Source organism: Parvibaculum sp., assembly GCF_035511255.1.
Classification (GTDB): domain Bacteria; phylum Pseudomonadota; class Alphaproteobacteria; order Parvibaculales; family Parvibaculaceae; genus Parvibaculum.
The window spans coordinates 1-12,453 of the sequence record NZ_DATKFR010000249.1 but is presented as its reverse complement, the minus strand read 5'-3'; the positions used below and the strand labels follow the sequence as shown (position 1 = coordinate 12,453).

General features: G+C 64.3%; 8 protein-coding genes. 3 read left to right on the top strand and 5 right to left on the bottom strand.

The genetic code is table 11. The annotated features are described in order from the left end of the window. Nucleotides 1-926 (bottom strand): glutamate synthase subunit beta (locus tag VMR03_RS09920; protein WP_325404721.1); only part of this gene is annotated, 926 nt, incomplete at its 3' end. A gap of 2 nt (nt 927-928) precedes the next feature. Further along, entirely contained in the window at nt 929-5,623 is a 4,695-nt protein-coding gene (gene gltB, locus VMR03_RS09915; protein WP_325404719.1) for a glutamate synthase large subunit, read from the bottom strand. Nucleotides 5,624-6,131: 508 nt separating this feature from the next. On the opposite strand from gltB, the gene VMR03_RS09910 reads away from it, so the two are divergent. Both VMR03_RS09910 and VMR03_RS09905 read left to right on the top strand, forming a co-directional pair. After that, on the top strand, nt 6,132-7,169 hold the full coding sequence (locus VMR03_RS09910) for a low specificity L-threonine aldolase (RefSeq protein ID WP_325404717.1): 1,038 nt from the start codon (nt 6,132-6,134) through the stop codon (nt 7,167-7,169). Between the two features lie 92 nt (nt 7,170-7,261). Continuing rightward, nucleotides 7,262-7,675, top strand: a complete 414-nt coding sequence (locus tag VMR03_RS09905; protein ID WP_325404715.1) for an Hpt domain-containing protein — start codon at nt 7,262-7,264, stop codon at nt 7,673-7,675. Nucleotides 7,676-7,689: 14 nt separating this feature from the next. On the opposite strand, the gene VMR03_RS09900 is transcribed toward VMR03_RS09905, so the two are convergent. Beyond that, the gene (locus tag VMR03_RS09900; RefSeq protein WP_325404713.1) at nt 7,690-8,235 is read right to left on the bottom strand and encodes a response regulator; all 546 of its coding nucleotides are present in this window, start codon (nt 8,233-8,235) and stop codon (nt 7,690-7,692) included. 83 nt (nt 8,236-8,318) lie between these two features. Then, nucleotides 8,319-9,254, bottom strand: a complete 936-nt coding sequence (locus VMR03_RS09895) for an alpha/beta hydrolase (RefSeq protein WP_325404711.1) — start codon at nt 9,252-9,254, stop codon at nt 8,319-8,321. A 149-nt stretch (nt 9,255-9,403) separates the two neighbouring features. On the opposite strand from VMR03_RS09895, the gene VMR03_RS09890 reads away from it, so the two are divergent. After that, the gene (locus VMR03_RS09890; protein ID WP_325404709.1) at nt 9,404-12,103 is read left to right on the top strand and encodes a bifunctional acetate--CoA ligase family protein/GNAT family N-acetyltransferase; all 2,700 of its coding nucleotides are present in this window, start codon (nt 9,404-9,406) and stop codon (nt 12,101-12,103) included. 89 nt (nt 12,104-12,192) lie between these two features. Here the strand turns inward: VMR03_RS09890 and VMR03_RS09885 are convergent. Then, nucleotides 12,193-12,453: Hsp20 family protein (locus VMR03_RS09885; protein ID WP_325404707.1), on the bottom strand; the 261-nt coding region annotated here is incomplete at its 5' end.

Below are 12,453 nucleotides of genomic sequence, written 5' to 3'. Positions count from 1 at the left end.
GAGACGGCGCCCTGGCGGAAGGACGTACCGATGCAGTCGGAGCCGGTGTCGCCGCCGCCGATGACGACGACATGCTTGCCGCCGGCGAGGATCGGCTCGGCATTCATCAGCGGCTCGCCGGAAACGCGGCGGTTCTGCTGCGGCAGGAATTCCATCGCGAAGTGAACGCCGCGGAGGTCACGGCCCTCGACGGGCAGGTCGCGCGGATGTTCCGCGCCGCCTGCCAACACGACAGCATCGAACTCGGAAACGAGGTCCTTCGCCTTTTTGTTGACGCCGACATGGACGCCGTAGTGGAACGTCACGCCCTCGGCTTCCATCTGCTTCACGCGGCGGTCGATCAGATGCTTTTCCATCTTGAAGTCGGGAATGCCGTAGCGGAGCAGGCCGCCGGCATTCGCGTTCTTCTCGAAGAGGTGAACGTCGTGACCCGCGCGGGCGAGCTGCTGCGCACAGGCGAGGCCCGCCGGGCCCGAACCGATGACGGCGACCTTCTTGCCGGTCTTCGTCTTCGCGAGGTCCGGCTTGATCCAGCCTTCGGCCCAGCCGCGATCGACGATCGCGCATTCAATCGTCTTGATCGTGACGGGGGCTTCAGTGAGGTTCAGCGTGCAGGAGGCCTCGCAGGGCGCGGGGCAGATGCGACCGGTGAACTCCGGGAAGTTGTTGGTCGAATGGAGGTTGCGGCAGGCTTCCTCCCAGTCGGCGTGATAGACCAGATCGTTCCAGTCGGGGATCTGGTTGTTCACCGGGCAGCCATTGTGGCAGTAGGGGATGCCGCAATCCATGCAGCGAGCCGCCTGGTCGCGCGTCGCCTTCTCGTCGAGCGGAATGACGAACTCGTTGTAGTTGCGGATGCGATCCGACGCCGGCAGGTACTTGCGGTCCTGCCGGTCGATCTCGAGAAAACCTGTGATCTTGCCCACTCTTACTCTCCTGCCACGGCGATTGCCTCGGCGGCGCTTTCCTGCGCGCGCGCCATTTCCTTCAGGGCGCGCCGGTACTCGACCGGCATGACCTTGCGGAATTTGGGCAGCATCGCGGCCCAGTCGGCGAGTATGTCCTTAGCACGCGACGAGTTGGTGTAGCGTACATGGTTCTCGACAAGCTGCTTCAGACGCTCCGCATCGAAGCGCGTCATGTCCGACATCACGTCGACGCGGCCATGGCTTTCGAGATCGCTGCGCTGGTGATGGAGCTTGTCCATGAGCTCGAGTTCGGCTTCCACCGGCTCGAGATCGACCATCGCCATGTTGCAGCGCTTTTCGAACATGCCATCCTCGTCGAGGACGTAGGCGATGCCGCCCGACATGCCGGCCGCGAAATTGCGGCCCGTCTGGCCGAGCACGACGACGACGCCGCCGGTCATGTACTCGCACCCGTGATCGCCCGTGCCTTCGACGACGGCGACGGCACCCGAGTTGCGCACCGCGAAACGCTCGCCCGCGACGCCGCGGAAGTAGCATTCGCCGGAGATCGCGCCGTAAAGCACGGTGTTGCCGACGATGATCGACTTCTCGGGCACGATCCGCGTGTTCTTCGGCGGATAGACGATGAGACGTCCGCCCGAGAGACCTTTGCCGACATAGTCGTTGGCCTGGCCTTCGAGTTCGAGCGTGACGCCATGGGCGACCCAGGCGCCGAAGCTCTGGCCCGAGGTGCCGTTGAACTTCACATGGATCGTGTCGTCCGGCAGACCGGCATGGCCATGGGCCCTGGCGACGACGCCGGACAGCATGGCACCCGCCGCGCGATCGACATTGGTGATCGGCATCTCGATCTGAACGGGCTTCTTGGTCTCGATCGCGCTCTTCGCCTCGGCAATGAGCTTGCGATCCAGGACCTGATCGATCTTGTGGTCCTGCTCTTCGTTCTTGAAGATCGCGACCTTGCCGTCGACCTGCGGCGCGTGGAAGAGCCGTGAGAAGTCGAGCCCATGCGCCTTCCAGTGATCGACGACCTTGCGCTTGTCGAGCATGTGGAGCTGGCCGATCATCTCGTTGAACGAGCGATATCCGAGCGAGGCCATGTATTCGCGCACTTCTTCGGCGACGAAGAAGAAGTAGTTGATGACATGCTCGGGCGTGCCGACGAAACGCTTCCTGAGTTCCGGGTCCTGCGTCGCGACGCCGACCGGGCAGGTGTTCAGATGGCACTTGCGCATCATGATGCAGCCGGCCGCGATCAGCGGCGCGGTCGCGAAGCCGAACTCGTCGGCGCCCAGAAGCGCGCCGATGACGACGTCGCGACCGGTGCGGACGCCGCCGTCGACCTGCACCGTGATGCGGCCCCTGAGACGGTTCATCACCAGCGTCTGGTGCGTCTCGGCGAGGCCGATCTCCCAAGGGGAGCCCGCATGCTTGATCGAGGTGAGGGGCGAGGCGCCCGTGCCGCCCTCGAAGCCCGAGACCGTCACATGGTCGGCGCGCGCCTTCGAAACGCCGGCGGCAACCGTGCCGACGCCGATTTCCGAGACGAGCTTCACCGACACGAGACCGTCCGGGTTGACGTTCTTGAGGTCGTAGATGAGCTGCGCGAGATCCTCGATCGAGTAGATGTCGTGATGCGGGGGCGGCGAAATGAGGCCGACGCCCGGCGTCGAATGGCGCACCTTGGCAATGGTCGCGTCGACCTTGTGGCCGGGCAACTGCCCGCCTTCGCCGGGCTTGGCGCCCTGCGCCATCTTGATCTGCATCATGTCCGAGTTGACGAGATACTCGGTGGTGACGCCGAAGCGGCCGGACGCGACCTGCTTGATCGAGGAGCGCATCGAGTCGCCGTTCGGCATCGGCTTGTAGCGGTCGGCTTCTTCGCCGCCTTCGCCGGTGTTGGAGCGGCCGCCGATGCGGTTCATCGCGATCGCGAGCGTCGTATGAGCCTCGCGGCTGATCGAGCCGTAGGACATGGCGCCGGTCGCGAACCGCTTGACGATGTCGACGGCCGGTTCGACCTCGTCGATCGAAACGGGCTTGCGGCCGTCCTGTTCGGCGGTCTTGACTTCAAAGAGGCCGCGGATCGTCAGCAGCCGCTCGCTCTGATCGTTGATGCGCTTCGCAAATTCGCGGTACTTGTCGCGTGAGTTGCCACGCACCGCGTGCTGGAGATCGCGGACCGAATCCGCCGTCCAGGCATGGTCTTCGCCGCGCACGCGATAGGCATATTCGCCACCGACCTCGAGCGCGTTCTTGAGCACCGGCGCGTCGCTGAAAGCCAGATGATGACGACGGAAAGTCTCTTCCGCGATCTCGGTGCAGCCGACGCCTTCGATGACGCTCTGCGTGCCCGTGAAATACTTCTTCACGAATTCCGTGTTGAGGCCGACGCCGTCGAAAATCTGCGCGCCGCAATAGGACTGGTAGGTCGAGATGCCCATCTTGGACATGACCTTGAGAAGCCCCTTGTCGACCGCCTTGATGTAACGCTTGGTGACTTCATAGGCCGTCAGTTCCTCGTCGAGATCCGGCAGCATCGCTTCCAGAGTCTCGAAGGCGAGATAGGGGTTGATCGCCTCTGCGCCATAGCCCGCGAGACAGGCGAAGTGATGCACCTCGCGCGCTTCGCCGGTCTCGACGACGAGGCCGACGGAGGTGCGAAGACCCTTGCGGATCAGGTGATGATGCACGGCCGACGTCGCAAGCAGCGCCGGGATCGCCATCCGCTCCGCCGAAACCATGCGGTCCGACAGAATGATGATGTTGAAACCCTTCGTCACCGCATCTTCCGCACGCTGGCAAAGCCGGTCGAGCATCGCTTCCATCGCCGCCGCGCCGCGCTCGGCCTGGTAGGTGATGTCGAGTGTCTCGGAGCGGAAATGATTGTCCGGCACCTCGCCGATCATGCGGATCTTTTCGAGATCTTCGTTGGTCAGGATCGGCTGGCGCACTTCGAGCCGCTTCACGCTCGACATGCCCTTGAGATCGAGCAGGTTCGGGCGCGGGCCGATGAACGACACCAGCGACATGACGAGTTCCTCGCGGATCGGATCGATGGGCGGGTTCGTCACCTGGGCGAAGTTCTGCTTGAAATAGGTGTAGAGCATCTTCGTCTTCGAGGAGAGCGCCGAGATGGGCGTGTCCGTACCCATCGAGCCGATCGCTTCCTGACCCTCGATCGCCATCGGCGACATCAGGAACTTGATGTCTTCCTGCGTGTAGCCGAAGGCCTGCTGCAGATCGAGCAGCGCGGCGTGGCCGTCAGGCTTCGGCGTCGCGGCCTTCTTCGGCGCGGGCATGTCCTCAAGCACGATCTGCGTGCGGTCGAGCCACGTCTGATAGGGGTGGAGCTTCGCAAGCTTCGCCTTGATCTCGTCGTCGGCGATGATGCGGCCTTCCTCAAGGTCGATCAGCAGCATCTTGCCGGGCTGGAGACGCCACTTTTCGACGATGGTCTCCTCGGGAACGGGCAGCACGCCCATTTCCGACGCCATGATGACGTTGCCGTCCTCGGTGAGAAGGTAGCGCGCCGGGCGCAGGCCGTTGCGGTCGAGCGTCGCGCCTATCTGGCGGCCGTCGGTAAAGGCGACGGCGGCGGGGCCGTCCCATGGTTCCATCAGGGCGGCGTGATATTCGTAGAAGGCGCGGCGGTCCTCGTCCATCAGCGGATTGCCCGCCCAGGCTTCGGGAATGAGCATCATCATCGCCTGGGAAAGCGAATAGCCGCCCATGACGAGAAGTTCGAGCGCGTTGTCGAAATAGGCCGAGTCCGACTGGCCCTCGACCGCGATCGGCCAGAGCTTCTTCAGATCGTCGCCGAGAATTTCGGACTGCATCGACGAGTAGCGCGCCTGGATCCAGTTGACGTTGCCGCGCACCGTGTTGATCTCGCCGTTATGGCAGATCATGCGGAAAGGATGCGCAAGGCGCCATGTCGGGAAGGTGTTGGTCGAAAAGCGCTGATGGACGAGCGCGAGCGCCGTCACCATGCGCGGATCGGTGAGGTCCTTGTAATAGGAGCCGACCTGCGCCGCGAGCAGCATGCCCTTGTAGACGATGGTGCGCGAGGAGAAGGACGCGATATAGAAGTCCTTCGGCATCGCCGCCTTCTCGTGGAAGAGCGTGTTGAAGATCCGCTTGCGGATGACGAAGAGCTTGCGCTCGAAATGGTTCTGATCCGCGATCGCCGCGCCCTGACCGACGAGAAGCTGCCGATGCACGGGTTCGGTCGGCTTCACCGAATAGCCGAGGTCGGAATTGTCGACCGGCACGTCGCGCCAGCCGAGGAAAACCTGGCCTTCCTCGGCAACGGTGCGTTCGGCGAGTTCCGTGACGCGCTTCCTCTCGGCCTCGTCGCGCGGCAGGAAGAAATGACCGATGCCGTATTCGCCGGCCTTGGGCAGCGTGACGCCGAGGCGCGCCGCTTCCTCGCGGAAAAAGGCGTCCGGAATCTGGATGAGGATACCCGCGCCGTCGCCCGCCTTAGGGTCGGCGCCGACCGCGCCGCGATGCTCGAGATTCTCGAGAATGCGCAGCCCATCCTCGATGATCTTGTGCGATTTTCGGTTGTGGATATTCGCCACGAAGCCGATGCCGCAGGCATCGTGCTCGTTCCGGGGGTCATAGAGACCCTGCGCGTCGGGAAGTCCTCCGCCCGCAGGAAGCGCCACCATGGCTTGCTTCTCCGTCATATCCAAGTTCCTTGCCTGTCTGTCCCCTCATGCGTCTGGAGACAGACCGTTCCTGTTACCGCTTGCGTTCTGATGCCTGCCGCGGCCCAAAAGGGGCGCCTGGAGGCCCGGAACGCTTAACGGATCGCACGCCTAATTGCAAAAATTGTCCCGTGGGGCGTCCGGTGCCCGTTCTCCAGAATGCCGAATTCCGCTAATTGATTGAAAGTAAAGCGAAATCAGCGCCTGTTGCGGGTGGGCCCGCCGCCCCTGACAGGAATGGCCCCGAATGGGGGCCAAAACCTACCTCAGCGCAATAATCATGCCCTAAACCGCCCGAATGAATCAAGTAATTACGACAGGATTGCTGACCTAAAAATGATCCGGTCTCCTTTTGGCCGGGAGCGTTGCACAAACACCTCGCCACCGCCCGCGCCGCCGGAGCAGGCCGGGCGGTGACAGATGACCCGGTCTGACCTATGACCGAAGCCGGCCAACGCGCCATCGACAAGACCTGAGGTGCCTTCCCATGATCTTCACAAGCGACAATGCATTCGGCGTGGCGCCGGAAATTCTCGATGCGCTCGCCCGCGCCAATGAAGGGGCCGTGCCCTCTTATGGCGGTGACCAGATCACGGCGAGGATTCAGACCCGCTTCGCAGAGGTTTTCGACCATGAGGTCGCGGTCTTCCCCGTCGCTACCGGAACGGCGGCCAATGCGCTGGCGCTCGCGACGCTGACGCCGCCCCATGGGGCGGTCTTCTGCCATGCCCATGCCCATGTGAATGTCGACGAATGCGGTGCGCCCGAGATGTTCAGCGGCGGTGCGAAGCTCGTCGGCATCGCCGGAGATGGCGGCAAGATCGATCCGGCGGCACTCGAGGCGGCGATGGCCGCGCTGCCAGCGGGTGTCGTTCACAATGTACAGCCTTCGACGCTGAGTATCACCCAATCGACCGAGGCCGGCGGCGTCTACACGCTGGACGAGTTGCGCCGCCTGACCGGCATAGCCGATGAGCGCGGCCTTCATGTCCATATGGACGGCGCGCGTTTCGCCAACGCTCTGGTGGCGCTCCAATGCAGCCCCGCCGAGATGACATGGAAGGCGGGCGTCGACGTACTCTCCTTCGGTGCGACCAAGAACGGCGCGCTGGCGGCCGAAGCGGTCATCTTTTTCGACCCGGCGCAGGCGGCGGATTTCGCCTTTCGCCGCAAACGCGCCGGACATCTTTTCTCCAAAATGCGCTTCGTGTCGGCGCAGCTCGAAGCCTATCTCGAAGGAGATCTCTGGCTTCGGAATGCGTCGCATGCGAATGCCATGGCGAAGCGGCTTGCCGACGGGCTCGCGCTCGTCAACGCGGCCCGGCTTCAGACGCCGGTCGAGGCGAACGAGATTTTCGTGCGCCTGCCGCGCGAAATGCTGAAACGGCTCCGGGCGGCCGGCGCGGATTTCCATCCCTGGCCGATGGAAGGCGACGACGGCGAGGCCCGCACCGTCAGGCTGGTCACATCCTTCTCGACTCGCGCCGACGACGTCGAACAATTCCTGAAAGTTGTGAGCGGTTGAGCGCGACGATATCGCCGCTTTTTATCTTTCATTAAGTCTGCGGACCCTAATCTCGGATTGCCGGTAGATCCGGTAAAAATCCGGGGTCCCGCATGGCGAATCTGAAATCGTCGCCGAGCTATGAAGAAATGATCGCGCAGGCGGAAGCCGCGGTCGCTGCGCTGCGCGACACCTATCGCGAGCAGCTCGCCGCCGACGTCGTCGCTCTCGGTGAAATCTGGGATCGTCTCGACTTGGAAAATCCCGATCCCGGGTTGCAGGAAGTTCAGTCCCTTGCCCATAACATCAAGGGACAGGGCGGTTCCTTCGGCTACGATCTGGTCACCTCGATCGGCGCGTCCCTCTGCGACTACATGCGCAGAAGCCGGCGTGCGGCGCCCAAGGAACTCGAGATCGTTCTGGCGCATATCAAGCTTCTGAAGCTCGTCAGCGACAATGACATTTCGGGAGCGGGCGGCGAGACCGGCGAACGGATCGTCGGAAGGTTGCGCGCTCTGACCGACTGAGGCCGACCGGCTGTTCAGCCAAGCAGGCTATCCAGATCCTTCACGGCATCGTCGAGCAGGGCCGCGTGGCGCGTATGCGGCCGCGCTTCGTCCGCCCGTGCGGAGTGATGGGTCGCCCCCGCTGGCCCGTCATCCGAAGCGGCGCGCACGAGTACCCGGGTCATTTCCGCAATGAGCATATCGATCTTGAAAGGTTTGGCGACGAAACCGTCCATGCCTGCCGCGAGATAGCTTTGGCGGTGATGTTCCATGGCGTGGGCCGTGAGGGCGACGATCGGAATCGTTCGCCAGTCCTCGTCGGCGGCGCGGATGATCTTGGTCGCGAGAATGCCGTCCATTTCCGGCATCTGGATATCCATCAGAACGAGATCGTAGCGTCCGGCGCGGAGCGCGCGCACGGCTTCGGCGCCGTTGCTCGCGATGGCCAGGCGATGACCCAGCCGTTCCATGACCGCTGCGACGAGCTTCTGGTTGACCGGCTGATCCTCGGCGAGCAGCACATCGAGATGCGGTCCGTCATCGCTGAGCGGCCTGCTGTCGCCTTGCGCGCCTGGCTGCATGTGCCGCGTGCTCCTCGGCATTCGTGATCTGGAGGTTTTAGGATAGGCCCGTGGGGGTTAAGGCTGCGCTAATCCGGCAGACCTCAATCCGCGGCGTGGAAGAGACCGGTGGCCGCTCCCGCCCGGCCCGCGAGGAAAACGGCGATCTCGGCGCGCGAGGCGCGGGCTTCCGGCAGGAAGGCGAAGGCCTGGAAGACATGCGGAAGCCCGGGCCAGACCTTGAGTTCGACCGGGACGCCGGCCGCCCGGGCAAGCCCCGCCAGACGGACGGAATCGTCGAGCAGGATTTCATTGCCGCCCACATGGATGAAAAGCGGTGGCAGCCCGTCGAGGCGCGCATAAAGCGGCGAGGCAAGCGGGTCGGTCGGCGACGTACCTTGAAGGTAGTGGCGGGCGGCGAGCAGCGCGCCTTCGACGCTGAGCATCGGGTCGCGCCGCGCATGCGTCACATGCGTCCATCCCGACATGGCGAGATCGGTCCATGGCGAGAGGAGGGCGGCGCCCGCCGGCAGGGGGTCGCCGGCATCGCGGAGCGATATCAGGAGCGCGAGCGTCAGACCGCCGCCGGCCGAGTCGCCGGCGACCGTGATATGCGCTGGATCAATGCCCTGGGCGAGGAGCCAGCGATAGGCTTTGCAGGCATCCTCGACCGCGGCGGGAAAGGGATGCTCCGGCGCCAGCCGGTAGTCGATGACCAGCGCGCGGAGGCCGGCCTTGACGGCGATGTCGGCAACGAGGCTGCGATGCGTTTTCGGACTGCAGACCGTGTACCCGCCGCCGTGAAGATAGAGAAGGATGCCCTCTTGGTTCTCCCGATCCGGAATGATCCACTCTGCCGGGATCCCTGCAATATCGGCGGCCTCGACATGACCGCGGGCAATGCGGCCCTTGCCGCCGAACCTCAGTGCGAGCCTGTCGAGCTTCGCGCGCAGAATGCGCGGGTCCATGTGCGGATCGAGGCGGCGGGCCGTCAGAATGCGTAGGATGCGGTCGAGCAAAACACTTCTGATGGAGGCCATGCGCTATCTCCCTGTGCGATGCTCCGCCTTGTCCCTGCGGCGAAAGGCGATGCGCGCGTGACGTCGATCCTTCATATTCTTTTTAACAGTCTAGGCGACGCGACGATTTTTCGCCATAGCGTGCCCCGCCGACCGGAAAGCTCAGCCGTATGACCATTCGTAATCTCGACAAGATGTTCGCCCCCCGCTCCGTCGCCCTGGTCGGGGCGAGTACAAGGGAAGGCAGCGTCGGCCAGGTGCTGCTGAAGAATTTGGAAGGTGCCGGTTTTGCGGGCCGCATCGTGGCCGTCAACCCGAAAGCGGCGGCACTCGGTGGCCATATCGATGGCGTCGAGGTTGTCGCCGATGTGAAGGATCTCGCCGAGGCGCCGGACCTCGCCATCATCGCGACGCCGCCACAGACCGTTCCCGGCCTCATCGCCGAACTGGGCGCGCGCGGCACGCGCGCCGCCATCGTCATCACGGCGGGCTTCGGCGAGCTGGGCGAGGAGGGCAAGGCGCTGCAGGCGCAGATGCTCGCCGCCGCGAAGCCGACGCTGATGCGCATTGTCGGGCCGAACTGCCTCGGCGTGATGGTGCCGGGCGCCGGGCTCAACGCTTCCTTCGCGCATCTGACCCCGCTCAAGGGCGACATCGCCTTCGTCTCGCAATCGGGCGCCATCGTCACCGCGATGCTCGACTGGGCGACGACGCGCGGCATCGGCTTTTCGCATGTGGTTTCGCTGGGGGGCATGTCCGACGTCGATTTCGGCGACATGCTCGACTTCCTCGCGCAGGACCCGCAGACGCGCAGCATTCTCCTCTATGTCGAATCCGTCCGCGAAGCGCGCAAGTTCATGTCGGCGGGACGGCAGGCGGCGCGCCTGAAACCCGTCATGGTCATCAAGGCCGGCAAGCACGCCGCCGCCGCGAAGGCGGCCGCGTCGCATACGGGTGCGCTCGCGGGATCGGACGCCGTCTACGAGGCCGCCTTTCAGCGCGCCGGCATGCTGCGGGTCGACGGCATCGACGATCTCTTCGAGGCTGTCGAAACGCTTTCGACGCGGCCGGAACGAAAACCGCTCGGCGGCGGTAGGCTCGGCATCCTCACCAATGGCGGCGGCGTCGGCGTGCTGGCGACGGATTTCCTGCTCGACGTGGGCGGCGAGCTCGCGGAGCTTGCGCCGGAAACGGTGACCGCGCTCGACGCCGTGCTGCCGCGCACCTGGAGCCACGGCAATCCGGTCGACATCATCGGCGACGCGCCGGCGGAGCGATACGCGGCCTCGATCGAGGTGCTGCTCAAGGACAAGAATACCGACGCGCTCCTGGTGATGAACTGCCCGACCGCGGTCGTCGACAATGTCGCGGCGGCGCATGTCGTCGCCGACGCGGCGGAAAAAAGCGGCAAACCGGTCTTCACGAGCTGGCTCGGCGATCAGGGCGCGCAGGCCGGCCGTCATGTCTTCATGACGCGCAAGGTGCCGACCTACGATACGCCGAACCAGGCGATCGCGGCCTTCATGCATCAGGTGCGCTATCAGCAGAACCAGCGCTTGCTGATGGAAATACCGCCGGCTGGCCCCGCCTGGCCTGATCGCGATCTCGCCCGCGCACGCAAGATCGTCGATACGGTGCTTGCCGAGAAACGCGAATGGCTGAACGAGATGGAATCGAAGTCGCTGCTCGCGGCCTATGGCATTCCCGTCGTCGATACGCGCATTGTGAAGGACGCCGAGGAAGCGGCCAGGACCGCGTCGCAGATCGGCTTTCCGGTGGCGCTCAAAATTCTGTCGCCGCAGATCACGCATAAAACGGACGTGGGCGGTGTCGCGCTCGGACTTGAAAGCGCGGACGCCGTGCGCGAGGCTGGAAAGAAGATGCTGGCCGCCGTGGCGAAATCCGCGCCGGCCGCCACGATCGAGGGCTTCACCATCGAGGCGATGGTGAGCCGCCCAAGCGCCTTTGAACTCATTCTCGGTGTCGTCGACGACGCGACCTTCGGTCCGGTCATTCTCTTCGGGCAGGGCGGCACGGCGGTCGAGGTCATCCGCGACAAGGCGATGGCGCTGCCGCCGCTCAACCGTGTGCTGGCCGAAGATCTGATCCACCGCACCCGCATCGCGCGCCTGCTCAAGGGATACCGCGAACGACCCGGCGCCGATTTCGACGCCATTGCCGGAACGCTGATGGCGCTGGGCGATCTCGTCGCCGACCTGCCGGAGGTTTCCGAACTCGACATCAATCCGCTCTGGGCGGATCACAAGGGTGTCATCGCGGTCGACGCCCGCGTCCGTGTGCGCCCGCCGCTTCTTCAGGGCACGCGCCGCCTGGCGGTCCGACCCTATCCCTCGACGCTCGAAGGCGTGTTGATGGATCGCAAGGGCCATGCCTTCCCGATGCGGCCGATCAAGCCGGGCGACACGGCCCTGATCGACGATCTTCTGGATCACACCGACCCCGAGGATTTGCGCATGCGCTTCCTCTCGCCGCTCCGGCGTCTGCCGCGTCAGCTCGCCGCGCGTCTGACGCAGATCGACTACGATCGCGAGATGGCCTTCGTCGTCTTGACGGATGAAAGCCGCAAGGAACTCGCCGCCGTCGGAAGATTGTCGGAAGACCCCGACCGCGAACGCGCGGAATATGCGATCCTGGTCAGGACCGACAGGCAGGGCATCGGCCTCGGCTATGCGCTGATGAAGCACCTGATCGACTACGCGAATTATCGCGGCATCGGCGTGATCTTCGGCCATGTGCTGCGCGAAAACACGCACATGATCGACCTTTGCGAGACGCTTGGCTTTACGCGCGAAAGGCTCGACGGCGAGCCCGGCGTCGTCGAAATGGTGCTTGAGCTGAAGAAGGGATAACGCCGGTCACTGTGCGAACAGGCTGAAGCAACCCGGAACCTTCGTCCCGGATTGCTTCGCTTGCGTTCGCAATGACGGCGACGGGCCGCTTACTCGGCGGCGGCGAGACTGCCCTCGATCGCCTTAGCCCGGGGTGCGGAGGTCGTAATCGCAATCTGGCGCGGCTTCAGCTGCTCGGGAATCTGGCGTACCAGCTCGACATGGAGCAATCCGTTTTCGAGTCGCGCGCCCTTCACCTCCACATGATCGGCAAGCTGGAACCGGCGCTCGAAGCTCCGGCCGGCGATGCCCTGATAGAGATAGTTCGTGTTTTCGGGTTCGTTGCGCTTGCCCGAGATGGTGAGCACGTT